At 72.2% G+C, this 24,229-nt stretch carries 19 protein-coding genes; 11 read left to right on the top strand and 8 right to left on the bottom strand.

What is annotated here, in order from left to right; translation table 11 throughout:
* Nucleotides 1-276 precede the first annotated feature (276 nt).
* From AB0K80_RS28525 to AB0K80_RS28495, 7 genes are all read right to left on the bottom strand, one after another.
* Nucleotides 277-1,209, bottom strand: a complete 933-nt coding sequence (locus tag AB0K80_RS28525) for an LD-carboxypeptidase (protein WP_365674507.1) — start codon at nt 1,207-1,209, stop codon at nt 277-279.
* Nucleotides 1,206-3,158: a prolyl oligopeptidase family serine peptidase gene (locus tag AB0K80_RS28520; RefSeq protein ID WP_365674505.1), complete on the bottom strand. Its 1,953-nt coding sequence runs from the start codon at nt 3,156-3,158 to the stop codon at nt 1,206-1,208. The genes AB0K80_RS28525 and AB0K80_RS28520 overlap by 4 nt, the downstream gene beginning before the upstream one ends.
* Before the next feature lie 12 nt (nt 3,159-3,170).
* On the bottom strand, nt 3,171-4,484 hold the full coding sequence (locus AB0K80_RS28515) for a M20/M25/M40 family metallo-hydrolase (RefSeq protein ID WP_365674502.1): 1,314 nt from the start codon (nt 4,482-4,484) through the stop codon (nt 3,171-3,173).
* Complete coding sequence (locus AB0K80_RS28510) at nt 4,477-5,310, bottom strand: M55 family metallopeptidase (protein ID WP_365674500.1); 834 nt, start codon at nt 5,308-5,310, stop codon at nt 4,477-4,479. The genes AB0K80_RS28515 and AB0K80_RS28510 overlap by 8 nt, the downstream gene beginning before the upstream one ends.
* 95 nt (nt 5,311-5,405) lie before the next feature.
* The gene (locus tag AB0K80_RS28505) at nt 5,406-7,841 is read right to left on the bottom strand and encodes a SpoIIE family protein phosphatase (RefSeq protein ID WP_365674497.1); all 2,436 of its coding nucleotides are present in this window, start codon (nt 7,839-7,841) and stop codon (nt 5,406-5,408) included.
* A 138-nt stretch (nt 7,842-7,979) separates the two neighbouring features.
* Complete coding sequence (locus AB0K80_RS28500; protein WP_365674494.1) at nt 7,980-10,364, bottom strand: MFS transporter; 2,385 nt, start codon at nt 10,362-10,364, stop codon at nt 7,980-7,982.
* 155 nt (nt 10,365-10,519) lie between these two features.
* Nucleotides 10,520-10,963: an SRPBCC family protein gene (locus tag AB0K80_RS28495; protein WP_365674599.1), complete on the bottom strand. Its 444-nt coding sequence runs from the start codon at nt 10,961-10,963 to the stop codon at nt 10,520-10,522.
* Nucleotides 10,964-11,120: 157 nt separating this feature from the next.
* Between AB0K80_RS28495 and AB0K80_RS28490 the strand changes: the two genes are divergently transcribed.
* From AB0K80_RS28490 to AB0K80_RS28480, 3 genes are all read left to right on the top strand, one after another.
* The gene (locus AB0K80_RS28490) at nt 11,121-12,158 is read left to right on the top strand and encodes an Rv2578c family radical SAM protein (protein WP_365674491.1); all 1,038 of its coding nucleotides are present in this window, start codon (nt 11,121-11,123) and stop codon (nt 12,156-12,158) included.
* A gap of 76 nt (nt 12,159-12,234) precedes the next feature.
* Nucleotides 12,235-12,633 carry a RidA family protein gene (locus AB0K80_RS28485; RefSeq protein ID WP_365674490.1) on the top strand — a complete coding sequence of 133 codons (399 nt, stop codon included), beginning with the start codon at nt 12,235-12,237 and terminating at the stop codon, nt 12,631-12,633.
* The gene (locus AB0K80_RS28480; RefSeq protein ID WP_365674488.1) at nt 12,630-13,154 is read left to right on the top strand and encodes a GNAT family N-acetyltransferase; all 525 of its coding nucleotides are present in this window, start codon (nt 12,630-12,632) and stop codon (nt 13,152-13,154) included. Before AB0K80_RS28485 ends, AB0K80_RS28480 begins: the two co-directional genes overlap by 4 nt.
* On the opposite strand, the gene AB0K80_RS28475 is transcribed toward AB0K80_RS28480, so the two are convergent.
* The gene (locus AB0K80_RS28475; protein WP_365674486.1) at nt 13,130-13,735 is read right to left on the bottom strand and encodes an adenylosuccinate lyase; all 606 of its coding nucleotides are present in this window, start codon (nt 13,733-13,735) and stop codon (nt 13,130-13,132) included. The two genes, AB0K80_RS28480 and AB0K80_RS28475, sit on opposite strands and share 25 nt — an antisense overlap.
* Nucleotides 13,736-14,164: 429 nt before the next feature.
* Between AB0K80_RS28475 and AB0K80_RS28470 the strand changes: the two genes are divergently transcribed.
* The 8 genes from AB0K80_RS28470 to AB0K80_RS28435 all read left to right on the top strand — a co-directional run bounded on the left by AB0K80_RS28470 (nt 14,165) and on the right by AB0K80_RS28435 (nt 24,203).
* Nucleotides 14,165-15,970 (top strand): 3-hydroxyacyl-CoA dehydrogenase family protein, encoded by a 1,806-nt coding sequence (locus AB0K80_RS28470; protein WP_365674484.1) that lies wholly within the window; start codon nt 14,165-14,167, stop codon nt 15,968-15,970.
* A gap of 136 nt (nt 15,971-16,106) precedes the next feature.
* Nucleotides 16,107-16,916, top strand: a complete 810-nt coding sequence (locus AB0K80_RS28465; protein ID WP_365674481.1) for a TetR family transcriptional regulator — start codon at nt 16,107-16,109, stop codon at nt 16,914-16,916.
* A 401-nt stretch (nt 16,917-17,317) separates the two neighbouring features.
* A complete protein-coding gene (gene ccrA / locus AB0K80_RS28460) occupies nt 17,318-18,655 on the top strand; it encodes a crotonyl-CoA carboxylase/reductase (RefSeq protein WP_365674598.1) in 1,338 nt (445 codons plus the stop codon).
* Between the two features lie 11 nt (nt 18,656-18,666).
* Nucleotides 18,667-20,694: a protein meaA gene (locus tag AB0K80_RS28455; RefSeq protein WP_365674479.1), complete on the top strand. Its 2,028-nt coding sequence runs from the start codon at nt 18,667-18,669 to the stop codon at nt 20,692-20,694.
* Entirely contained in the window at nt 20,691-21,653 is a 963-nt protein-coding gene (locus tag AB0K80_RS28450; RefSeq protein WP_365674476.1) for a CoA ester lyase, read from the top strand. The genes AB0K80_RS28455 and AB0K80_RS28450 overlap by 4 nt, the downstream gene beginning before the upstream one ends.
* 5 nt (nt 21,654-21,658) lie before the next feature.
* On the top strand, nt 21,659-22,171 hold the full coding sequence (locus AB0K80_RS28445; protein ID WP_365674475.1) for a MaoC family dehydratase: 513 nt from the start codon (nt 21,659-21,661) through the stop codon (nt 22,169-22,171).
* Complete coding sequence (locus AB0K80_RS28440; RefSeq protein ID WP_365674473.1) at nt 22,171-23,376, top strand: acyl-CoA dehydrogenase family protein; 1,206 nt, start codon at nt 22,171-22,173, stop codon at nt 23,374-23,376. The genes AB0K80_RS28445 and AB0K80_RS28440 overlap by 1 nt, the downstream gene beginning before the upstream one ends.
* Nucleotides 23,377-23,546: 170 nt before the next feature.
* A complete protein-coding gene (locus AB0K80_RS28435; protein WP_365674471.1) occupies nt 23,547-24,203 on the top strand; it encodes a phosphatidylserine decarboxylase in 657 nt (218 codons plus the stop codon).
* The last annotated feature ends 26 nt before the right edge of the window (nt 24,204-24,229 follow it).

Genomic DNA, 24,229 nt, shown 5'->3' with positions numbered 1-24,229 from the left:
GGAGCACCCGGTGTCCGCCGGTGTGCTCACCACCGTCACCGGCTTGGTCCCCGGTAGCTGAAGCAGGCATGCGGCCGGCGAATAGGGTGCCGTCGCCGGACAGGTACAGCCGGCGGCCGGGCCCGGGCAGGTGGCCGGCGGTGGCGTAGGCGCGGTCGGGGACGGTGCGGGCGCCGGAGGCGTTGTCGGGGGCGAGGGAGTACGCCAGATCGTGCCAGGTGATCATCGGCACCATCGCGTCGACGCGGTGGTCCATGCGCCTCCCGCGCGGCCGGCTCAGCGCAGGGCCGGCTCGTCCAGCGTCAACGTGCCGGTGCCGGCGTCCAGTTCGGCCGCCACGCCGAACGGCACGGTCGACGCGCCGTCGCAGTGCCCGAAGCCGAACTGCTCCACCACCGGCACGCCGAGACCGCCGAGCCGGTCGGCGAACACCGCGCGCACCTGCTCGTACGGCCCGCAGCCCTGCCACGACCCGAGCGCGATCCCGGCGACCCCGTCCAGCCAGCCGGTGCGCAGCAGGTGGGTCAGGTACCGGTCCACGCGGTACGCGCTCTCGCCGACGTCCTCCATCAGCAGCAGCCCGCCCCGGGCGCTCGGGCGGGCGTGCGGCGTGCCGAGGTCGGTGGCGAGCAGGCTCAGGCAGCCGCCCAGCGTGACGCCCCGGGCACGTCCCGGCACCAGGGCGGTGCCGCCCGGCGGGACGGCGGTGAGGGTCCGTACCGACTCCGGCGCGAACAGGGTGGCCCGCACATGGTCCTGCGTCCGCGCGTTCTTGACGAAGTCGACGCCCGCGGCGGCGGGCCCGTGCAGCGTGACCAGGCCCAGCCGGGTGGCGAAGGCCTGGTGCAGGACGGTGATGTCGCTGAAGCCCACGAACACCTTCGGCCCCGCCGCCCGCATCGCCGCCCAGTCGAGCAGGTCGACGATCCGCTGCGCCCCGTATCCGCCCCGGGCGCACCACACCGCGTCGACGGACGGGTCGCACCAGGCGTTCTGCAGGTCGGCGGCCCGGTCGGCGTCCGTGCCCGCCAGATAGCCCAGCTGCGGGTGCCGGTCCCGTACGTGGCGTCCCACCACCGGGTCCAGGTCCCAGCCGCGCAGCACGTCGAGCCCGGCCTCGAGCCGCTCCTCGGGCACCGGACCGCTGGGCGCGACGACGGCCACCCGGGCGCCGGGGGCGAGCCGGGACGGCCGGACGAGAGGTCTCACTTCGTCAGCTCCAAAGTGGGCACGCCCGGCGGATTGAGCCCGAACACCTGGGCGTACAGGGAGAGTTCGGCCTCCAGGGCGCGCACCATGGTCGCGGCCCGCCGGAACCCGTGCCCCTCCCCCGCGAAGGTCAGGTAGGCGTGCGGCACCCGCCGGCCCGCGAGCCGGGCCAGGAACCGCTCGCACTGGGCGGGCGGGCAGATCACGTCGTCCAGGCCCTGCAGCAGCAGGAAGGGTCTGGTCAGCCGGTCGGCGTGGGTGAGGGGCGAGCGCTCGGTGTAGCGGGCGGGCACCTCGGCGAGCGGCCCGATGAGGCTCTCCAGGTAGTGCGACTCGAAGTCGTGGGTCTCCCCCGACGCCCAGCCGGTGAGGTCGAGGACGGGGTACTTGATGATGCCGCAGACGTAGACGTCGGTGGTGACGAGGGAGGCGGCGGCAGTCCAGCCGCCCGCGCTGCCGCCCCGCACGGCGAGCCGGGCCGGGTCGGCGGTGCCCTCGTCGGCCAGGGCGCGGGCGACGGCGGCGCAGTCCTCGACGTCGACCACGCCCCACTGTTCGCGCAGCCGGTCGCGGTACTCCCGGCCGTACCCGGTGGAGCCGCCGTAGTCGACCTCGGCCACGCCGATGCCGCGGGAGGTGAAGTAGGCGATCTCCAGGTCGAGCACGAGCGGCGCCCGGCCGGTGGGCCCGCCGTGCGCCCGGACGACGTACGGCGGCAGCTCGTCGCCGGGGGCGACGCACGCGGGGTGGTGCGGCGGGTAGAGGTGGGCGTGGATCTCGCGGCCGTCGGGGCCCGTGAAGGTGCGGATCTGCGGTTCGGGGTAGTACGCGGGGTCCACGACGTCGTCGTGCTCGGCGCCGATCACCCGGGCGTGGCCGGTCCGGGCGTCGAGTTCGACCACCTCGTACGCGCTGCGCGGGCTGGCGCCCACGGCGGCCACCCGGTCGCCGTGCGCCGCGAGGGTGGGCGCGAACTCGGTCCAGGGCCCGGCCGCGTCGACGACCTCGCCGGTCTCGGGGTCCAGGATGCCCAGGAGGGTCGTCCCCCGGCCGTGCACGACGGCGACCAGTCCGCTGTCCAGCGGCGCGAACCAGCGCAGGCCGAGCTGCCACAGCGGCCCGCCGAACTCCTCCTCCCGGCCGCACAGGAGGTCGCCGTCGCGGTAGAGGTTCCACCAGCCCGTACGGTCGCTCACGTACAGCAGACGGCCGTCCGCCGACCAGTCGGCCTGGGCGAGGGACTCCTCGGGTCCGCCGGCCACCGTGCGCGCCCCGCGCAGGGTGCCGTCCTCGCCCACGTCGGCGACGACCAGCTCTGTGCCGTCCCAGGGCATGCGCGGATGGTCCCAGGCGAGCCAGGCGGCGCGGAGGCCGTCCGGGGAGAGCCGGGGGCCGGTGACGAACCGGTGCCGGGCGTCGGTGAGTTCACGTACGGCGTCCCGGTCCTGGGCGGCGGAGCCGTCCAGCGGTACGGCGGCCAGGACGCGGCGCACGTCGCAGGGGCCGTCGCCGGTGAACTCCTCCAGCACGCACCACACCTCGCCGCGCTCCGGGCGCAGCAGCGGCTCGGCCCAGCGCAGGCCGCCGCCCACCGGGGACAGCGGGGTGAGCGGGCGCGGCTCGCCCCCCGGCTGCCACCGGTACAGCCGCTGGTCGGCGAAGTGCGTGAACACCACCAGCGGTGCGCCGTCCACGACGGTCCCGGCCCAGGGCTGCCCGCCGTACTCGATGACCCGGCTGCGCACGTTCCACGGCGCGGGCAGCACGGTCTCCTCGGTGCCGTCGGCGCGGCGCCGCACGAGGGTGCGCCGGCCGTCCTCGGCGGGCCGGGCCTCGGTCCACCACACCTCGTCGCCGACGAAGCCCACGAACTCCGGGGCCCCGTCGCGGGAGGCGGCCAGGGCCGCGTCGATGGGCGAGGGCCACGCACCGTACGGCAGGGTTCGCACCTGTCCCCTCCTCTACGCCGTCCGCAGGAACCGGTCGAGCACCTGGACGCCGAAGTGCAGCGCCTGAACGGGCACGCGCTCGTCGACGCCGTGGAAGAGGGCTCCGTAGTCGAAGCCCTCCGGCAGCTTCAGCGGTGTGAAGCCGTAGCCGGTGATGCCGAGCCGCGAGAACTGCTTGGCGTCGGTGCCGCCGGACATGCAGTACGGCACCACGTGTCCCTCGGGCGCGAACTCCTCGACGGCCGCCCGCATTCGCGCGAACGTCGGCGAGTCCACCGGTGCCTGCAGGGCCACCTCGCGGTGCTGGAACTCCCACGTGACGTCCGGCCCGGTGAGCCGGTCGAGGGTGGCGCGGAACTCGTCCTCGCAGCCGGGCAGGTACCGCCCGTCGACGTAGGCCACCGCCTCCCCCGGGATCACGTTGATCTTGTAACCGGCGTCCAGCACGGTGGGGTTGGCGCTGTTGCGGACGGTGGCCTCGACGAGCCGCGCGGCCGGGCCGAGCTTGTCCAGCAGCGCGTCGGTGTCGGCCAGGTCGGTGTCGATGCCGTACAGGGCGGCGAGTGCGGTCAGGGCGGCTCGTACGGTCGGGGTGAGCCGCAGCGGCCACTCGTGCTCGCCGATCCGGGTGACGGCCGCCGCGAGCCGGGTCACGGCGTTGTCCCGGTTCACCTTGGAGCCGTGCCCGGCCCGTCCGCGCGCGGTGAGCTTCAGCCAGGCGGTGCCGCGCTCGCCCGCGGCGATCGGGTAGATCTGCCGTCCCTCGCCGTCGTGGAAGGTGAAGGCGCCGGACTCGCTGACGCCCTCGGTGCAGCCCTCGAACAGCTCGGGGTGGGTGTCGGCGAGGAAGCCGGAGCCGTCCTCGGCGCTGGCCTCCTCGTCGGCGGTGAAGGCGACGACGACGTCCCGACGCGGCTTCAGGCCGAGGCGCCGCCAGGCCCGCACCACGGCGAGGATCATCGCGTCCATGTTCTTCATGTCGACGGCGCCGCGCCCCCACACCACCCCGTCGCGGACCTCCCCGGAGAACGGGTGCACGCTCCAGTCCGCGGCCTCGGCGGGCACGACGTCCAGGTGGCCGTGCAGCAGCAGCGCGTCGGCCGAGGGGTCACTGCCCTCGACGCGGGCGACGACGTTGGTCCGCCCCGGGGTGCGCTCCAGCAGCACCGGCTCGAGCCCCGCCTCGGCGAGCCGAGCGGCGGCGTACTCGGCGGCGGGCCGCTCCCGGCAGTCGCCGCCGCCCCGGTTCGTGGTGTCGATGCGGATCAGGTCGGAGGTGAACCTCACCACCTCCTCCCGTGCCCGCTCGTCCAGCTGCTCAGCCATACTCCTCCTCCACCGCGGCCGAGACGATCGTCGTGACCGCCTTGAAGGTGCGGATGCCCTCGTACATGGTGCCGGTCGTGTACGACACCTTCCGCTCCCCGATCCGCTCCACACCCGGCACGACGGTGGCGGCCAGGGCCAGATGCTCGGCGTCGAACTCCACGGCGACGGTGAACGGCCCCGCGGCGACGGCCTCGTGCCGTACCGCCAGGGCGGCGGCCTGCTTCGCCGCCGCGCGGATCTCGGCGGCGGTCCGGGCGGGCGTCCGGCACACGGCGGCGTACCGCGACACATGGTCCTTGACCGCGACCTTCAGCGCCTCGGGCGCGTACCCGAGCGCGTCCTCGCAGGCCACGTCGTCGCCGGTGACGAGCACGACGGGCACCCCGAACTCGGCGGCCACGCGCGCGTTGAGCAGCCCCTCGCTCGCCCGTACGTCGTTCAGCCACACTCCGGTGATGGAGTTCGCGAGGTAGGTGTGCGCGAGGACGCCCTCCATGCCGGCGCCCGCGTGGTAGCCGACGAAGGCGACACCGTCCACGTCGCCGTGCTGCACGCCCTCCACCATGGACAGCGCCTTGTGCCGTCCGGTGAGCATCTGCGCCCGTTCGTCCAGCCGCTCCAGCAGCAGGTTGCGCATGGTCGAGTGCGCCTCGTTGACGAGGATCTCGTCGGCGCCGCCGTCGAGGAAGCCCAGCACGGCCGCGTCGACGTCCGAGGTGAACATCCCCCGGCAGCGCTCCCACTGCGGTGTCCCCGGCAGCACGTCGGCCGGCCAGGTGACGCCGGTGGCGCCCTCCATGTCGGCGCTGATGAGAATCTTCATGCCGTCTCACGGTACGCGCCGACAGCGGCCGCTGTCCGGCGGACACCCTGCGGCGGCCGGGCCGCGGTCCCGGCCTCGGGCGGCGGCCCCCGCGGTCAGCGCCGCGGCAGGGCCAGTTCGCACCAGACGCTCTTGCCCGCCTTCGTCCGGCTGGTTCCCCACGCCTGGGCGAGGGTGCTGACCACCAGCAGCCCGCGTCCGGCCTCGTCCGCCGGGCCCGCGCTCCGCAGCGTCGGCAGCTCGTGCTCGTCGTCCTCCACCTCGCACAGCAGGGTGTCGCCGCGCACCAGCCGCAGGGCCACAGGGCGGCTGTGGGAGTGCCGTACGGCGTTGGTGACCAGTTCGCTGACCAGCAGCTCGGCGCTCGGCGCCAGCGTGTCCAGCCCCCAGGCCCGCACCTGCTCGCTGACCAGCGCGCGGGCCCGGCCGGCCTCGGCGGGACTCAGGCCGAGGTGCCACTCGGCGACGTCGCCGGGCGCGATGCCGTTCAGGCGGGCCATCAGCAGGGCCACGTCGTCCTTGCGGCCGCCCCGGGCGGCCAGGGCACGGATGATCGTGTCGCAGGCGTCGTCCATGGACGCGGCCGGATGGGCGGCCGACGCGCACAGGGTGGCGAGGCCGACGCCGATGTCCTCACCGCGCACCTCCACCAGCCCGTCGGTGCACATCACCAGCCGGTCGCCGGGCCGCACCGGCACGCGTACCGCCTCGAACGGCACTCCCCCGACGCCGACGGGCGCACCCGTGGGCAGGTCGAGCAGCTCGCTGCGGCCGTCCTCGGCACGCACCAGGACGGGCGGGATGTGCCCGGCGTTGGCGAGGCGGAGGTCGCCCGCGATGGGGTCGTACACGGCGTACAGGCAGGTCGCGAGGTAGGTGTCGCCGAGCCGCTGGGCGAGGTCGTCGAGGGTGCGCAGCAGTTGCGCGGGCGGCAGGTCGAGGGCGGCCATGGTCTGCACGGCGGTGCGCAGCTGGCCCATCATGGCGGCGGAGTTGAGGCCGTGGCCCATCACGTCGCCGACGACGAGAGCGGTGCGGGCGCCGGGCAGTTTCACCGAGTCGAACCAGTCGCCGCCGACCCGGCCCCGCCGGGTGCCCGGCAGGTAGCGGGTGGCGATGTCGCAGCCCGCCCTGCGGGCCGGGATCCGCGGCAGCATGCTGTCCTGGAGCGTCTCGGCGACGTTCTCCTGGTAGGTGTACATGCGCGCGTTGTCGAGCACGAGGCCCGCGCGGGCGGCGAGTTCGGCGCCGGTGACCCGGTCCATGTCGTTGAACTCGGGGCGTTCGGGGTGGCGCATCAGGGCCATGAAGCCGAGCACCACGTTGCGCGCCTTCAACGGCACGATCAGCAGGGAGCGGTGGGTGATCAGGGGCCGGATGTCGCGCTTGTCGAACTGCGCGGCGATGGCGTGCCCCATCTCCTCGGTGACGCGCGGGACGACGACGGGCTCGCCGGTGCTCATGCACTGGAAGAACGGCGTGTCCGCCGGGAACGGCATGGCCTCCCCGACCGGCACGACGTCCTCCCAGCGGCCCGGTTCGTCGGTGTGTTCCAGGGCGACGCGGTGCCACAGGGTGGTGGTGTCCGGCACGCCGTCGCGGAACTCCTCCCCGGCGACGACCTGTTCGCGCAGGTAGGTGCAGGCCACGTCGGTGAAGCGCGGGACGACGGCCCTGCTGACCTCGGTGATGGTCTGCGCCAGGTCCAGCGAGGTGCCGATCTTCGAGCTGACCTCGTTGAGGAACTCCAGGCGTTCGCGGACGGCGGCGTGCTCGAGGTCCTCGCCCTCGTCGTCGCCGAGTTCCTCCGGCAGGGGTTCGCCGGCCGCCCGTGCCCGGGCGATGCGGTCCCGGCGGGCCTGCCGCTCGGCGCGCCGGGGCACGCCCCAGTCGGGGGTGACGGGCACCCGGTCGTGCCGGCTGCACTCCAGGACCGGGTAGCCCAGTTCGAGGACCTGCGTGACGATGCCGGTGCTCTCCCCGACGCTCATGTGGGGCAGGATCTCGGGCAGTGCGCGGGCGAGGGCGTCGGCGCCGGGGAAGTCGGTGTGCGGGGCGAAGCCGGGTGTGATGCGCTCGGCGGCCGGTTCCTGCCCGCCGTGCAGCGCGTGGGCGTCGGCGGCCAGGACGAGCAGCCGCTTCGGGCCCGGGCCGAGCAGCGGGTAGGCCCACCACAGCACGTCCACGCGGTCCCGTCCGGCGGCCGCGAGGCGGGCCCGGCCCGCGGCCGGGTAGGACAGCCCCGCGTCGAGCGACGCCTCCAGGTCGGGCCCGGGCCCGTCGTACGCCGCCTCCGGGCCGGTGTCCTCGGGCAGCATCCCGGTGACGGGCAGCAGGTCGACGGCGGGCCGGCCGATCGCCTCCTGCCTGGCGACGCCGAACAGCCGCCGTGCGCCGCTGCTCCAGTGGGAGATCAGGCCCTGACGGTCCACCACGACCACGGCCAGCGGAATGCGTCCGGCGGGTCCGGTCGCCGTGCCGTCCCCCGCTCCGCGGCTCGGAAGAACGTCCCTGTCGGTGCCACGGTTCATGGCGTCAGGCCCTTTCTCCGCACGGCTGGGCAAGATCTGTGCCGCCGTCACCACGGTACGGCCGGCGCCGCTCGTGATGTGCGGCAACGCGGGAACTGCCGGGGCACGGCAGCGTCGGTGCGGTGCGCACGCGCCGTCTCAGTCCTCGTGCCCGAGCCGGAGGTCCCGCTCGGTGCGCGCGCCCCCGGTGACCTGGAGCACGGTGGCGACGGGCGGGTACCCCGCGGCGATGACGGTGTACTCGCCGCAGGCCAGGTCGGCGAAGCGGAACGTGCCGTCGGGCCCGGTGGTGAGCGTGTCGACGACGTTGCCGCCGATGTCGAGCAGGGTCACGCGCGCGTCCTCCACGGGCCGTCCGCCACCCGTCCGAACGGTGCCGCGCAGCACGGCGCCGACCGACAGCTCGATGTCCTGCCGGGTCTCCCGGCCGGCCTGGAGGGTGACGGGGAGCGCGGCCGGGCGGAAGGCGGGCGCGCCGGCGGCGAGGGTGTACTCGCCGGCCACCAGGCCGGTGAGGGCGTAGTCGCCGTCCCGGCCGGTGCGGGTGGTGGCGACCACCTCGCCGCGGATGTCGGTGAGGGTGACGGTGGCGTCCCGCACGGGACCGCGGCCGGCGGTGACCACGGTGCCCGTCAGGTGTCCCGCGCCGCCGAGGACGATGTCCAGCTCGACGGGCCGCTCGCCGACGGTCACGGAGACCGCCTGCGGCTGGTGGCCGCCCGCCGCGGCGATCAGGACGTACGCCCCCGCCCCGGGCGTCGCCAGCGTGTACCGGCCGTCCTGGCCGCTCGCACTCCGCCCGAGCTGCCGGCCGGTGACGTCGATGAGCGTGAGGGCGGCGCCGGGGACGGCGGTGTCGTCGGGGTGCCGCACCGTGCCCCGTAGGGGCGCCCCGTCGGTGGGGGGTGTACCGCCCTGCGGCATCGGCGCGGTCTCGGGGACGGCGCCGGCGGTGGCGGCGGGGTGGGGCACCAGGGGTTTCTCCTTGAGGAAGAAGGCCAGGAGCAGGCCCAGGGCCAGCACCGGCACCAGGGCGAGGAAGATGCGGGGCATCACGTCGGCGTAGGCCTGGATGTAGCCGTCGCGCAGGGCGGGCGGCAGGGCGTGCAGCCTCTGCGGGGTGATCGACGCGAGGTCGGGCGGCGCCGCCCCCGCGCCCTGGGGGAGGTGCTCGGGCAGGGCGCGGGCGAGCCGGTCGGCGAGGAGGGCGCCGAAGAGGGCCGCGCCGACGCTGCCGCCGATCTGCCGGAAGTAGTTGCCGGCGCTGGTGGCGGTGCCGAGGTCGGCGGGGCGTACGGAGTTCTGCACGGCGAGGACGAGGACCGGCATCACCAGGCCGATGCCCGCGCCGAGGACGGCCATCCAGATCCCGGAGTGCAGCCGGGGCGTGCCGGGTTCCAGGCGGGACAGCAGCCACATGCCGAGGACGGACAGCGCCGCGCCGAGGATGGGGTGCAGCTTGTAGCGGCCGGTGTGGCTGATGAGCTGTCCGGAGAGGACGGAGGCGCCGACGATGCCGCCCATCATCGGGAGCATGAGCAGCCCCGACTCGGTGGCGGAGGCCCCGTCGGCCATCTGCAGGTAGGTCGGCAGGTAGCTGGCGGCGCCGAACAGGGCGACGCCGGTGACCAGGCCCACCAGGCCGGTGACGACGAAGACCGGGTCCTTGAACAGCCGGAGCGGGATGAGGGGTTCGGCGGCGAAGCGCTCGGCGAGGAGGAAGAGGACGGTGGCGAGCGCCGCGCCGGCGCCGAGTCCCAGGACGACGCGCGAGTCCCAGGCGTACGCGGTGCCGCCCCAGCTGGTCAGCAGGACCAGGCAGGTGGAGGCTGCGGCGAGCAGCAGCGAGCCGAGGACGTCGAAACGCGGCTTCGCCGCCGGCTTCGGCAGTTCCAGCACGACGGCGACGACGGCGAGGCTGAGCAGGCCGAACGGGACGTTGACGTAGAAGCACCAGCGCCAGGACAGGTGGTCGGTGAAGAAGCCGCCGAGCAGCGGACCGGCCACGGAGGCCAGGCCGAACGCGGCGCCGATCAGCCCCATGTACCGTCCCCGCCGCCGGGCCGGCACGAGGTCCGCGATGATCGTCTGGACGCCGATCAGCAGGCCGCCGGCGCCGACGCCCTGCAGGGCGCGGCAGGCGATGAGCTGGTCCATGGTCTGCGCCCGGCCGGCCAGGGCGGAGCCGGCGACGAAGACGACCATCGCGAACTGGAAGACGCCCTTGCGGCCGAGCAGGTCGCCGAGCTTGCCGTAGACCGGCAGGGCGACGGTGGAGGTGAGCAGGTAGGCGGTGATCGCCCAGGACATCCGGTCCAGGCCGTGCAGCTCGCCGACGATCTTCGGCAGCGCGGTGGCGACGATCATCTGCTCGAGGGCGGCGAGCAGCAGCGCCGGCATCAGTCCGAGGACGACCCACCGGACGCGGCGCGGGCTCGGTCCGGCGGCCGGCCCGGCTGCCGGGGCGGGGTGCTGCGGGGGCGCCTCGGCCGGTTCGTCGTGCACCAGAGTGATCCCGCCCACGTACCGCTCCCCTCGTCGCGCCGCCGCACGCCTGACACGCAAACCTGCGTAAAGCGACAACTACGAGCAAGCGCGACGAGTTACGGCACGCGGCGGCGGCACTAAGGGATCACCCGAACCGGTGAGGCGGTCAACGGGCCCTGCCGCCTGGGGGGTTACTTCTCGACCTCGGCGGCCAGCCTGGCGAGCATCGCGTCGTAGATCCGGCCGAGGCCCTTGGGTGCGAAGGTCTTCTCGAAGAAACCGCCGATGCCGCCTGCGCCCTTCCACGTGGTGGTGACCACGACCCGGCTCCTGCCGTCCCCGGCCGGGGTGACCCGCCAGGTGGTCACCATGGAGGAGTTGCGGTCCTTCTCGACGAGTTCGCCGTCGGTGGGCTCGCTGACCTCCATCAGGCAGTCGCGCACGCGCTTGCTGGTGGCCTGGAGCTTCCAGTGGACGAGGGTGCCCTCGCCGTCGCCGCCCTCGCGCACCTCGTACTCGCTGAAGTGCTCGGGCAGCAGCTTCGGGCGCGTGCCGCTGTAGTCGGCAAGGGCGTCGAACACCGTCTCCGCGTCCGCCGCGACGATCCGCTCCGTAGTGGCCTCGACCTGCGCCATCGGGTTCCTCCAGGACATGGGTTCTCAGGGTGGGGAAAAGCCAACCACCCCAGTCCCCGGCGTCCCAAATTGGGGGGCCCGAACCGATCAGGAACGCGCACGCGCGATCAAGGGAACAGGTGTTCTATTATGCGGTCAGTGCTACCGAGGAGGCGTCATGCGCTGGGACAACCTCACTCTGGACTCCGGCGACGGCCGGGCCGACCCCGCGCTGTTCGGCGCGGAGACGGTCGTCACCCGGACGTTCGACACGCCGGAGTTCCGCGGGATCACGTTCCACGAGGTGCACGCCCGGTCGATCGTCAACCGGGTGCCGGGCGCCTCGCACATGCCGTTCGAGTGGACGGTCAACCCCTACCGGGGGTGCACGCACGCGTGTGTGTACTGCTTCGCCCGCAAGACGCACAGCTACCTCGACCTCGACACGGGGATCGGCTTCGACACCCAGATCGTCGTCAAGGTGAACGCCCCCGAGCTGCTGCGCCGGCAGCTCGCCTCACACCGCTGGCGCGGCGAGCACATCGCCATGGGCACCAACGTGGACTGCTACCAGCGCGCGGAGGGCCGCTACCGGCTGATGCCCGGCATCATCGCGGCGCTGCGCGACCACGCGAACCCCTTCTCCATCCTCACCAAGGGCACGCTGATCCTGCGCGACCTGGACCTGATCCGGCAGGCCGCCGAGGTCACCGACGTCGGCATCGCCGTCTCGGTCGGCTTCACCGACCCCGGGCTGTGGCGCACCGTCGAGCCGGGCACGCCGGCGCCGGAGCGCCGCCTGGAGGTGGTGCGCGCCTTCGCCGAGCACGGCATCGGCTGCGGTGTGCTGATGGCGCCGGTGATCCCGTTCCTCAGCGACGACCCGGCCCACCTGCGGGACACCGTACGGGCGATCGCCGCCTCGGGCGCCACGTCCGTCACCCCGCTGGTCCTGCATCTGCGGCCCGGGGCCCGCGAGTGGTTCATGGCCTGGCTCCGGCAGCACCATCCGCACCTGGTGCCGCGGTACGAGCGGCTGTACGCGGCGGGCGCCTACGCCCCGAAGTGGTACCAGCGCCGCATCACCCGCCAGGTCCACGACCTGGCCCAGGAGTACGGCATCGGCCCGAAGCGCACCGCCATGCCGCACCGGACGCCGGCGCCGGACCCGGTGGAACCCCCGGCGCCCGGACCGACCCAGCTCTCGCTCCTGTAGCGGACCGAGCGAGCAGCGGACCCGAACGAGCCTGTGCGAGGCGGGCGTTGTCACACCCGTGGTCCATCATGGGCGCATGAGCGAGCTGACCAGGATTCCCGCGCCCGAGGGCGTCGCCCCCGCCACCCAGTACAGCCACGTCGTGCTGGGCACCGGCCGTTTCGTCGCCGTCTCCGGCCAGCTCGCCCTGGACGAGGACGGCCGGCTCGTCGGGGCGGGCGACCCGGCGGCGCAGGCCCGTCAGGTCTTCGAGAACCTCCGGCGCTGCCTGGCGGCCGCCGGGGCCACCTTCGACGACGTCGTCAAGCTCACCTACTTCGTCACGGACATGGCCCACCTGCCCGCCATCCGCGCGGCCCGCGCCGCGCACCTGCCCGAGGACCGCCTGCCGGCCGCCTCGGCGGTGCAGGTCGCCGGGCTGGTGCGGCCGGAGTTCCTGATGGAGATCGAGGCGTTCGCGGTGGTGCCGGCATGACGGGGCTTCGGGTGCGGGAGATGACGCTCGCCGACTGCGACCGGGTCGCCGAGATCCGCGTCCGCGGCTGGCAGAGCGCCTACCGGGGGCTGATACCGCAGCCCTGCCTCGACGACCTCAGCGTGGCCGAGGACGCCGAGCAGCGCCGCGCGCTGCTCGCCGAGGGCGACGGCAGCGTGGTGAATCTGGTGGCAGAGAAGGACGGCGAGGTCGTCGGCTGGGCGGCGTACGGCCCCTACCGGGACGGCGAGACCCCCACCGAGCACGCCGAGTTGTACGCGCTCTACGTCCACCCGGCGCGCTGCGGCGGCGGCACCGGACGGCTGCTGCTCCAGGAGTCCGTGCGGCGGTGTGCCGCCGCCGGCCATGACCGCGTGTTCCTGTGGGTGCTCCAGGGCAACACCCGGGCCCGCCGCTTCTACGAGCGGTCCGGCTTCCGCGCGGACGGCCGTGAGGAGTCGTTCGAGGCCGGGGGCGCGAGGGTGCCGGAAGTCCGTTACGTGCGGGAGCTGTCGGGCTGACCGCGTCCCTGCTGCCCGGGAATCCGCCCCAGCGCGCGCACCGCCGCCTGCGCCAGCGCCGGATGGGCCAGGGCCTGCGTCAGGACGGGCCTGGCCCGGGCGTCCCCCAGCGCGCCGAGCCCCTCCACACAGGCCAGGGCCACGCGGCGGTACGGGTCGTGCGGGCGCAGCCGCCGCTCCAGCGTGGTGATCAGCGCGGGTACGGACTCCGGGGCGCGCAGCTCCACCAGGAGGCGCACCGGGTGCAGGGCGTAGGCGACCCGCAGTTCGTTCGTGGCGAGGGCGGCGGCCGCCCGGGCGGTGCGCGGGTCGCCGAGCCGGGCCAGGGCGTGGGCGGCGGAGGCGCAGCGCGGTGGATCGCGGTGGTTCAGCAGCAGGACCAGCGACTCGAAGGCCCGCCGGTCCCCCGCGACTCCCAGCCGGAACGCGGCCAGCTCCCGGGCCCACAGCGGCTGTCCGGGCTCCGTGAGCACCGCCGCCAGGGCGTCCGGGTCCTCGGTCGCCGCGAGACGGTCGAACTCCGGGCCTCCCCCCGCCTCCGCCCGTAAGCGCTCCGTGAGTGATCGCAACTCTTCGTCCATGACACCGAGATTAGAGGCGGCGCCGCCCGCCCGGGACGTACATCACAAACACCGGGGTCTGGCGCGCTCGTTACCCGCGGGTTAAGCTCAGACGAGCGAGTTACCCACTCGCTTCCCCTCGCGGTGGTCTGGTGACGCGGCCGCCGTGAGAGCAGTCGGTTCGGTACAGCAGGTACCGCAGTACGGCTCGGCCCCGGGACAGGGCCGGTCGGACCCCGCCGTTCCCGAAGGGCGTGTGCGCCCTCCCCTGTCGCCCGGCCGCGCCGGGCGGGGGGTGCAGGGACGGCACCGGGCGTGTGCGCTCGCAGCCCGGCTCACACCCGCACTTGAGCACGCACCCCGGTGCGCCCTGGCTTCGGCACCGCCGAACTCTCCGGCGCACCGGGCGCGTTCCCCGTCGTCACCCACCCTCATCCCTGGAGTCCCGCGATGGCCACTCCCCAGTCCGACACGTCCCTGTCCCCGCTGCAGACCATCGCCGTCGTCGGCCTCGGCACGATGGGCACCGGCATCGCCGAGGTCCTGGCCACGGCCGGCCGCGACGTCGTCGGCATCGACATCAGCGAGGCCCAGGCCGCGAAGTGCGTCGCCGCCCTGGAGGCCTCCACCGCCCGCGCCGTGGAGCGCGGCCGGCTCACCGAGCGGGAGCGCGCGGACGCCCTCGCCCGGGTGCGCACCTCCACCGACCTGCGGGCCGCGGCCGACGCGGACCTCGTCATCGAGGTGGCGCCGGAGTCGTACGAGATCAAGCACCAGATCTTCCGGGAACTGGACGGCATCGTGCGGCCCGGGACGATCCTGGCGACCGGCACCAACGCCCTGTCCGTGACCCGCCTGGCCGCCGACTCGGCCCGCCCGGAGCGGGTGCTGGGGATGCACTTCTTCAACCCGGCCCCGAAGATGCGGCTGGTCGAGATCGTCTCCTCGGTGCTGACGGCCCCGGCGGCCGTCACCGCCGTCACCGACCTCGCCCTGGACCTCGGCAAGGAGCCCGTCGCGGTCGGCGACCGGCCCGGCTTCGTCGCCGACGGGCTGCTGTTCGGCTACCTCAACCAGGCCGCCGCGATGTACGAGGCCAAGTACGCCTCCCGCGAGGACATCGACGCCGCGATGCGGCTGGGCTGCGGCCTGCCGATGGGCCCGCTGGCCCTGCTGGACCTGATCGGCATCGACACCGCCCGCACGGTGCTGGAGGCCATGTACGCCGCCTCCGGCGACCGGCTGCACGCCCCGGCCCCGGTCCTCAGGCAGCTCAGCGAGGCGGGTCTGACGGGCCGCAAGGCCGGGCGCGGCTTCTACACGTACGAGGCGCCGGGCAGCGGCACCGTCGTGCGGGACGCGCTCACCCCGCTGGAGGGCGGCGGCCTGGTCCCGGGGCGCCCGGTCCGGTCGGTCGGTGTCGCGGGCTCCGGCACCATGGCCTCGGGCATCGCCGAGGTCTTCGCCAAGGCCGGCTACGACGTCGTCCTCGCCGCCCGCAGCGCGGAGAAGGCCCAGACCGCCAAGGCCCGCATCGGCACGTCCCTGGCCCGCTCGGTCGACAAGGGCCGGCTGACCGCCGAGGCCGCCGCGCAGACCCTGGACCGGATCACGCCGACGGGGACGTACGACGACTTCGCCGACGTGGACCTGGCCGTGGAGGCCGTCGCCGAGGACCTGGAGGTCAAGCGGCAGCTGTTCGCCACGCTGGACAAGGTCTGCAAGCCGGGCGCGGTGCTGGCCACCACCACCTCCTCCCTCCCGGTCGTCGCCTGCGCCCGCGCCACCTCGCGGCCGCAGGACGTGATCGGCATGCACTTCTTCAACCCGGCGCCGGCCATGAAGCTGGTCGAGGTGGTCCGTACGGTGCTCACCGCCGACGACGTCCACGCCACCGTCCGCGAGGTCTGCCTCAAGATCAGGAAGCACGCCGTCGACTGCGGCGACCGGGCCGGATTCATCGTGAACGCGCTGCTGTTCCCCTACCTCAACAACGCCGTCAAGATGGTCCAGGAGCACTACGCGACCCTGGACGACATCGACGCGGCGATGAAGCTGGGCGGCGGCTACCCGATGGGCCCCTTCGAGCTGCTGGACGTCGTCGGGCTGGATGTGTCGCTGGCCATCGAGAAGGTGCTGCACCGCGAGTTCCGCGACCCGGGGCTGGCCCCGGCTCCGCTGCTGGAGCACCTGGTGGCCGCGGGCTGCCTCGGCCGTAAGACCGGCCGCGGCTTCCGCGAATATGCCAAGCGCTGAGCGCCCCGGCGACCGGTTCCAGGTCCGCGAGGACTGGGGCGGACTGCTGGACCCCGCCGCCCCTCCCCCGCCCTCTGAGGGCGGGGGAAACCCGGTGCATGCGCATCGAGCTGCGCACATGCAGTACGTTCGGGGCATGTCCCAGCCCGCCAAGTCCTCACGTACACCAGTTTCGGCCGACGCGCCGGAGAGTGCCGCCGGCTCTCGCGCCGCCGCCCAGCGGCTCAAGATGCGCCGTGAACTGGCGGCCGCCGCGATGGAACTGTTCGCGACCAAGGGGTACGAGGCGACCACCGTCGACGAGATCGCGGCGGCGGCCGGGGTCGCCCGCCGCACCTTCTTCCGCCACTTCCGCTCCAAGGAAGAGGCGATCTTCCCCGACCACGACGACACCCTGGTCCGCGCCGAGGCGGTGCTCAACGCCGCGCCCGCACACGAGCATCCGCTCGACACGGTGTGCCGCGGCATCAAGGAAGTCATGAAGATGTACGCGGCCCGGCCGGAGATCTCGGTCGCCCGCTACAAGCTCACCCGTGAGGTCCCCGCCCTGCGGGAGGCGGAGATCGCGTCGGTGGCCCGCTACGAGCGCCTGTTCACCCGCTACCTGCTCGGCCACTTCGACGAGCACGCACACGCCGACGACGCCAACGACGACCCGCTGCTGGCGGAGGTCGCCGCGTCCGCCGTGGTCACCGCCCACAACCACGTCCTGCGGCGCTGGCTGCGGGCCGGCGGCCAGGGGGACGTGGAGGCGCAGCTGGACCACGCCTTCGCCATCGTCCGCAAGACCTTCGGCACGGGCATCATGGCCGGCCGCACCGCGGCCCCAAGGCCGCCCGCGGCGTCGGCCTCCGCGCAGGGTGAGGTACTGGTGACCGTCGCCCGCACCGACGCCCCGCTGGACGAGGTCATGCGCACGATCGAACAGGCCCTCAAGGAGCGTTGACCTCACCCTTCTCTGTGACGACGGCCACCCGCCCCGGGTGGCCGTTTTGGCATGTCAGGGGCCGTTTTCTGGGAGATTTCCGCGCCTGTTCGATCGATCATCGCTCATTTGTTACGTAAAGATTTCATCTGAGAGCAAGTTCTGGCACTCAGTGCCTTGCCAGCTGACACGGGGTGTCATACGTTGAGGGAGTCCGGGCGGTTGTCCCAGCAAGCCCACCGCCTGCGCGTCCCGGACGCCTGCGTCACAGGCACCCTCCCGCGCCACAAAGCGCTGCCGAACAAGCACCACCGCCGAACCGACGGCACATCCCGAACCCAGCAGCGAACCCTCAGCAGCACCGACGTAACCCTCAGCGCCCCTCCCTCAGGGCGCTCATCGCCGGAGGCAACACCGTGACCGTGAAGGACATCCTGGCCGCGATCCAGTCGCCCGACTCCACCCCGGCCGACTTCGCCAACCTGCCGCTCCCCGAGTCGTACCGCGCGATCACCGTGCACAAGGACGAGACGGAGATGTTCGCGGGCCTCGAGACCCGCGACAAGGACCCCCGCAAGTCGATCCACCTGGACGAGGTCCCGGTGCCCGAACTGGGCCCGGGCGAGGCCCTGGTGGCCGTCATGGCCTCCTCGGTCAACTACAACTCGGTGTGGACCTCGATCTTCGAGCCGGTGTCGACGTTCGCCTTCCTGGAGCGCTACGGCAAGCTCTCCCCGCTCACCAAGCGGCACGACCTGCCGTACCACATCATCGGCTCCGACCTGGCCGGCGTCGTCCTGCGCACCGGCCCCGGCGTCAACGCCTGGCAGCCCGGTGACGAGGTCGTCGCGCACTGCCTGAGCGTCGAGCTGGAGTCCCCCGACGGCCACGACGACACCATGCTCGACCCCGAGCAGCGCATCTGGGGCTTCGAGACCAACTTCGGCGGCCTGGCGGAGATCGCGCTGGTGAAGACCAACCAGCTGATGCCGAAGCCCAAGCACCTCACCTGGGAGGAGGCCGCCGCGCCGGGCCTGGTCAACTCCACCGCCTACCGGCAGCTGGTCTCCCGCAACGGCGCGGCGATGAAGCAGGGCGACAACGTCCTTATCTGGGGCGCGAGCGGCGGCCTCGGCTCCTACGCCACCCAGTTCGCCCTCGCCGGCGGCGCCACCCCGATCTGTGTCGTCTCCTCGCCGCAGAAGGCGGAGATCTGCCGGAAGATGGGCGCCGAGCTGATCATCGACCGCGCCGCCGAGGACTACCGGTTCTGGAAGGACGAGCACACCCAGGACCCCAAGGAGTGGAAGCGCTTCGGCAAGCGCATCCGCGAGCTCACCGGCGGCGAGGACATCGACATCGTCTTCGAGCACCCCGGCCGTGAGACGTTCGGCGCGAGCGTGTACGTCACCCGCAAGGGCGGCACCATCACCACCTGCGCCTCGACCTCGGGCTACATGCACGAGTACGACAACCGCTACCTGTGGATGTCCCTGAAGCGGATCATCGGCTCGCACTTCGCCAACTACCGCGAGGCCTACGAGGCCAACCGCCTGATCGCCAAGGGCAGGATCCACCCCACGCTGTCGAAGACGTACAGCCTGGAGGACACCGGCCAGGCCGCCTACGACGTGCACCGCAACCTCCACCAGGGCAAGGTCGGCGTGCTGTGCCTGGCCCCCGAGGAGGGCCTGGGCGTGCGCGACGAGGAGATGCGCGCCCAGCACATCGACGCCATCAACCGCTTCCGGAACATCTGAGGAGCGCCTGCATGAGTGAGCGTCAGAAGGACCGGCCGTGGCTGATGCGCACGTACGCCGGTCACTCCACGGCCGAGGCGTCCAACGAGCTGTACCGGCGCAACCTCGCCAAGGGCCAGACGGGTCTGTCGGTGGCGTTCGACCTGCCGACGCAGACCGGCTACGACCCGGACCACATCCTCGCCCGCGGCGAGGTCGGCCGGGTCGGGGTGCCCATCGCGCACCTCGGTGACATGCGCCGGCTGTTCCAGGACATCCCCCTGGAGCAGATGAACACCTCGATGACGATCAACGCCACGGCCATGTGGCTGCTGGCGCTCTACCAGGTCGTCGCGGAGGAGCAGGGCGCCGACATCACCAAGCTCCAGGGCACGACCCAGAACGACATCGTCAAGGAGTACCTGTCCCGGGGGACCCATGTGTTCCCCCCGGGGCCCTCCCTCCGCCTGACGACGGACATGATCGCGTACACGGTCTCCCACATGCCGAAGTGGAACCCGATCAACATCTGCAGCTACCACCTGCAGGAGGCGGGCGCCACGCCGGTCCAGGAGATCGCGTACGCGATGTCCACGGCCATCGCGGTCCTCGACGCCGTGCGCGACTCCGGCCAGGTGCCGCAGGAGCGCATGGGCGACGTCGTCGGCCGGATCTCCTTCTTCGTGAACGCGGGCGTCCGCTTCATCGAGGAGATGTGCAAGATGCGCGCCTTCGGCCGCATCTGGGACCGGATCACGCGGGAGCGGTACGGCATCGAGAACCCCAAGCACCGTCGCTTCCGCTACGGCGTCCAGGTCAACTCCCTCGGCCTGACCGAGGCGCAGCCGGAGAACAACGTCCAGCGGATCGTGCTGGAGATGCTGGCCGTGACCCTCTCCAAGGACGCCCGCGCGCGTGCCGTGCAGCTGCCGGCCTGGAACGAGGCCCTCGGTCTGCCCCGCCCCTGGGACCAGCAGTGGAGCCTGCGCATCCAGCAGGTGCTGGCCTACGAGAGCGACCTGCTGGAGTACGAGGACATCTTCGAGGGCTCGAAGGTCATCGAGGAGAAGGTCTCCCAGCTCGTCGAGGACTCGCTCGCCGAGATCGAGCGCATCCAGGAGATGGGCGGCGCGATGGCCGCCGTGGAGTCCGGCTACCTCAAGGCGCAGCTGGTCGCCTCGCACGCCGAGCGCCGGGCCCGGATCGAGTCCGGCGAGGAGAAGATCGTCGGTGTCAACATCTTCGAGTCGACCGAGCCGAACCCGCTGACGGCCGACCTGGACACCGCGATCCAGACGGTCGACCCGGCGGTCGAGGCCCGGGTCATCGCCGCCCTCCAGCACTGGCGCGACACCCGCTACCAGCCGCCCTTCAACCACCCGCGCCCCTGCAAGGCGCTGGAGAGGCTGAAGGAGGCCGCCCGGGGCACCGAGAACCTCATGGAGGCCACCTTGGAGTGCGCCCGCGCCGGCGTCACGACCGGCGAGTGGGCCGGGGCCCTGCGCGAGGTGTTCGGCGAGTTCCGGGCGCCCACGGGAGTCTCGTCCGCCCCGGTCGCCGTCGCCGCCGAGGAGGGCTCCAAGCTCGCCGAGGTGCGCCGGAAGGTGGACCTGACCGCGAAGGACCTCGGGGTCGGCAAGCTGCGCTTCCTGGTCGGCAAGCCGGGCCTGGACGGCCACTCCAACGGCGCGGAGCAGATCGCCGTACGCGCGCGTGACGCCGGCTTCGAGGTGGTCTATCAGGGCATACGCCTGACGCCCGAACAGATCGTGGACGCGGCCCTCGCCGAGGACGTGCACGCGGTCGGCCTGTCGATCCTGTCCGGCTCGCACGCCCAGCTGGTCCCGGACGTGCTGGAGCGCCTCCGTGTGGCCGGTGCCACAGATATACCGGTGATCGCAGGTGGCATCATCCCCAGCGGCGACGCCGAACAGCTCCGGGCCGCGGGCGTGGCCGCGGTCTTCACCCCGAAGGACTTCGACATCACCGGAATCATCGGCCGCATCGTCGACGAGATCCGGCACGCGAACAAGCTCGACCCCCTGGAGGTCCCCGCATGACCACCGTCAACCGCCTTCGCCCGCGGCGCTCCTGCCTGGCCGTACCGGGCTCGAACCCGCGCTTTCTGGAGAAGGCGCAGGGCCTCCCGGCGGACCAGGTCTTCCTCGACCTGGAGGACGCGTGCGCGCCGCTCGCCAAGCCCGAGGCGCGGCACACCATCGTCAAGTTCCTCAACGAGGGCGACTGGACGGGCAAGACCCGGGTGGTGCGCGTCAACGACTGGACGACCGAGTGGACCTACCGCGACGTCGTCACGGTCGTCGAGGGCGCGGGCCCGAACCTGGACTGCATCATGCTGCCCAAGGTCCAGAACGCCCAGCAGATCGTCGCCCTCGACCTGCTGCTCACCCAGATCGAGAAGACGATGGGCTTCGAGGTCGGGCGTATCGGCATCGAGGCACAGATCGAGAACGCGCAGGGCCTGAACAACGTCAACGAGATCGCGCAGGCCTCCCCGCGCATCGAGACGATCATCTTCGGCCCGGCCGACTTCATGGCCTCCATCAACATGAAGTCGCTGGTCGTGGGCGAGCAGCCGCCGGGCTACCCGGCGGACGCCTACCACTACATCCTGATGAAGATCCTGATGGCCGCCCGCGCCAACGACCTCCAGGCGATCGACGGCCCCTACCTGCAGATCCGCAACGTCGACGGCTTCCGCGAGGTCGCCGGCCGCGCCGCCGCGCTCGGCTTCGACGGCAAGTGGGTGCTGCACCCCGGCCAGGTCGACGCCGCCAACGAGGTCTTCTCGCCCTCCCAGGAGGACTACGACCACGCCGAGCTCATCCTGGACGCGTACGAGTACTACACGTCCGAGGCGGGCGGCAAGAAGGGCTCCGCGATGCTCGGCGACGAGATGATCGACGAGGCCAGCCGCAAGATGGCCCTGGTCATCGCGGGCAAGGGCCGTGCCGCCGGCATGCGGCGCACCAGCACGTTCGAGATCCCGGAGGCCTGAGCGCCATGCAGTTCGGACGCACCTACGAGGAGTTCGAGGTCGGGGCGACGTACAAGCACTGGCCGGGCAAGACGGTCACGGAGTACGACGACCACCTGTTCTGTCTCCTCACCATGAACCACCACCCGCTCCACATGGACGCGCACTATGCGGAGAACACGACGGACTTCGGCAAGAACGTCGTCGTCGGGAACTACGTCTACTCCCTGCTGCTCGGCATGTCCGTGCCGGACATCTCCGGCAAGGCGATCGCCAACCTGGAGATCGAGTCGCTCAGGCACGTGGCGCCGACCTTCCACGGCGACACGATCTACGGCGAGACGACCGTGCTGGACAAGTGGCCGTCGAAGTCGAAGAACGACCGGGGCATCGTCCACGTCGAGACCAGGGGCTACAAGCAGGACGGCACGCTGGTGTGCGTGTTCCGCCGCAAGGTCATGGTGCCGACCGAGACGTACATCAAGGAGCGCGGCGGCGAGCAGCCGGGCCGCCCCGAGCCGAAGCAGCAGGAGAAGTGATGGGACGCCTCGCCCAGACCCACGGCCTCACCGACGTCCAGCAGGAGATCCTCTCCACCGTCCGGGACTTCGTGGACAAGGAGATCATCCCCGTCGCGACCGAGCTGGAGCACCGCGACGAGTACCCGCAAGCGATCGTGGACGGCCTGAAGGAGCTGGGCCTGTTCGGTCTGATGATCCCCGAGGAGTACGGGGGTCTGGGCGAGTCCCTGCTGACGTACGCGCTGTGCGTGGAGGAGATCGCCCGCGGGTGGATGTCGGTGTCCGGCATCATCAACACCCACTTCATCGTCGCGTACATGCTCAAGCAGCACGGCACGCAGGAGCAGAAGGACTACTTCCTGCCGAAGATGGCCGCCGGCGACATCCGGGGCGCCTTCTCCATGTCGGAGCCGGGTCTGGGCTCCGACGTGTCGGCCATCACGTCGAAGGCGGTCAGGGACGGCGACGAGTACGTCCTGACCGGCCAGAAGATGTGGCTGACGAACGGCGGAACGTCCTCCCTCGTGGCCGTCCTGGTCAAGAGTGAGGAAGGTCACCCGGAGGGCACCGCGCCCCACAAGTCCATGACCACCTTCCTGGTCGAGAAGGAGCCCGGCTTCGGCGAGGTCCGCCCCGGCCTCACCATCCCGGGCAAGATCGAGAAGATGGGCTACAAGGGCGTCGACACCACCGAGCTCATCATGGATGGCCTGCGGATTCCCGCCGACCGGGTGCTCGGCGGGGTCACCGGCCGGGGCTTCTACCAGATGATGGACGGCGTCGAGGTCGGCCGCGTCAACGTGGCGGCGCGTGGCTGCGGCGTCGCTCAGCGTGCGTTCGAACTGGGGGTCCAGTACGCGCAGCAGCGCCACACCTTCGGCAAACCGATCGCCCAGCACCAGGCCATCCAGTTCAAGCTGGCGGAGATGGCTACCAAGGTCGAGGCCGCTCATGCGATGATGGTCAACGCAGCACGCAAAAAGGACTCCGGGGAACGAAACGACCTGGAGGCCGGTATGGCGAAGTACCTGGCCTCCGAGTACTGCAAGGAGGTCGTGGAGGACGCCTTCCGGATCCACGGCGGCTACGGCTTCTCCAAGGAGTACGAGATCGAGCGCCTCTACCGCGAGGCTCCGATGCTGCTGATCGGTGAAGGTACCGCCGAGATCCAGAAAATGATCATCGGCCGGAGACTGCTCGAAGAGTATCGATTCCAGGGCTAGATGTCCGGATACGGGGTGTTTTCTTGGAGAACAAGATCACACCCCGTCAGCACTCTTCGGCCGCCGACTCGGCTTCCTGGCTTACCCAGTTATGGCTCCGAGCCGCTACGATCGCCGGAAAGCCGCCGTCCCCCGCCGAAGCGCGGCATCATCCGCTACGAAGGTCATCCATGCCCCACAGCCAAACCTCTGCACCTCGCGACAGCCGAGCCGGCGTACGCCTCGCGCGCGGAGCATCGCCGTGGCTCCTGCCGACCGTCGCCACCGCAGCCGTCAGCCTGCTCCGCGCCCGCCGCTCGGGTGCCGCCAAGGCCGTCGCCGTTCCCGCCACCGCTCTCGCGGCGGGGATGCTGTGGTTCTTCCGCGACCCCGAGCGCGAGATCGCCCAGGGCCGGGTCATCTCGCCTGCCGACGGTGTGGTGCAGAGCATCATGCCGTGGAAGGACGGCCGCACCCGCGTCGCGATCTTCATGAGCCCGCTCAACGTCCACGTCAACCGGGCGCCGCTGGCCGGCACGGTGACGTCGGTCGAGCACATCCCCGGCGGCTTCGTTCCCGCGTTCAACAAGGAGAGCGAGAACAACGAGCGGGTCGTGTGGCACTTCGACACCGAGCTCGGCGACATCGAGATGATCCAGATCGCCGGCGCGGTGGCCCGCCGCATCGTCCCGTACGTGCCGCAGGGCACCAAGGTCGAGCAGGGTGAGCGCATCGGCCTGATCCGCTTCGGCTCGCGCGTGGACCTCTACCTCCCCGAGGGCGTCGAGGTCGCGGTCGAGGTCGGCCAGAAGACCGTGGCTGGGGTGACTCGCATTGACCGTGATTGATCCGGACACCAAGACCGGCTGGGTCC

Origin of the sequence: Streptomyces sp. NPDC052682 (assembly GCF_040678435.1) — a bacterium.
GTDB lineage: Bacteria > Actinomycetota > Actinomycetes > Streptomycetales > Streptomycetaceae > Streptomyces.
The sequence above is the reverse complement of the archived record's forward strand: the minus strand, read 5'-3'. Positions and strand labels throughout refer to the sequence as shown.

What these genes read in the sequence shown, in the direction of transcription:
- AB0K80_RS28445 (WP_365674475.1), top strand. Translation starts at nt 21,659, where the DNA reads ATGCAGTTCGGACGCACCTACGAGGAGTTCGAGGTCGGGGCGACGTAC.
- AB0K80_RS28510 (WP_365674500.1), bottom strand. Translation starts at nt 5,310, where the DNA reads ATGAAGATTCTCATCAGCGCCGACATGGAGGGCGCCACCGGCGTCACC.
- AB0K80_RS28450 (WP_365674476.1), top strand. Translation starts at nt 20,691, where the DNA reads ATGACCACCGTCAACCGCCTTCGCCCGCGGCGCTCCTGCCTGGCCGTA.
- AB0K80_RS28480 (WP_365674488.1), top strand. Translation starts at nt 12,630, where the DNA reads ATGACGGGGCTTCGGGTGCGGGAGATGACGCTCGCCGACTGCGACCGG.
- AB0K80_RS28475 (WP_365674486.1), bottom strand. Translation starts at nt 13,735, where the DNA reads ATGGACGAAGAGTTGCGATCACTCACGGAGCGCTTACGGGCGGAGGCG.
- AB0K80_RS28485 (WP_365674490.1), top strand. Translation starts at nt 12,235, where the DNA reads ATGAGCGAGCTGACCAGGATTCCCGCGCCCGAGGGCGTCGCCCCCGCC.
- AB0K80_RS28495 (WP_365674599.1), bottom strand. Translation starts at nt 10,963, where the DNA reads ATGGCGCAGGTCGAGGCCACTACGGAGCGGATCGTCGCGGCGGACGCG.
- AB0K80_RS28440 (WP_365674473.1), top strand. Translation starts at nt 22,171, where the DNA reads ATGGGACGCCTCGCCCAGACCCACGGCCTCACCGACGTCCAGCAGGAG.
- AB0K80_RS28490 (WP_365674491.1), top strand. Translation starts at nt 11,121, where the DNA reads ATGCGCTGGGACAACCTCACTCTGGACTCCGGCGACGGCCGGGCCGAC.
- AB0K80_RS28505 (WP_365674497.1), bottom strand. Translation starts at nt 7,841, where the DNA reads ATGAACCGTGGCACCGACAGGGACGTTCTTCCGAGCCGCGGAGCGGGG.
- AB0K80_RS28515 (WP_365674502.1), bottom strand. Translation starts at nt 4,484, where the DNA reads ATGGCTGAGCAGCTGGACGAGCGGGCACGGGAGGAGGTGGTGAGGTTC.
- AB0K80_RS28470 (WP_365674484.1), top strand. Translation starts at nt 14,165, where the DNA reads ATGGCCACTCCCCAGTCCGACACGTCCCTGTCCCCGCTGCAGACCATC.
- AB0K80_RS28435 (WP_365674471.1), top strand. Translation starts at nt 23,547, where the DNA reads ATGCCCCACAGCCAAACCTCTGCACCTCGCGACAGCCGAGCCGGCGTA.
- AB0K80_RS28455 (WP_365674479.1), top strand. Translation starts at nt 18,667, where the DNA reads ATGAGTGAGCGTCAGAAGGACCGGCCGTGGCTGATGCGCACGTACGCC.
- AB0K80_RS28465 (WP_365674481.1), top strand. Translation starts at nt 16,107, where the DNA reads ATGTCCCAGCCCGCCAAGTCCTCACGTACACCAGTTTCGGCCGACGCG.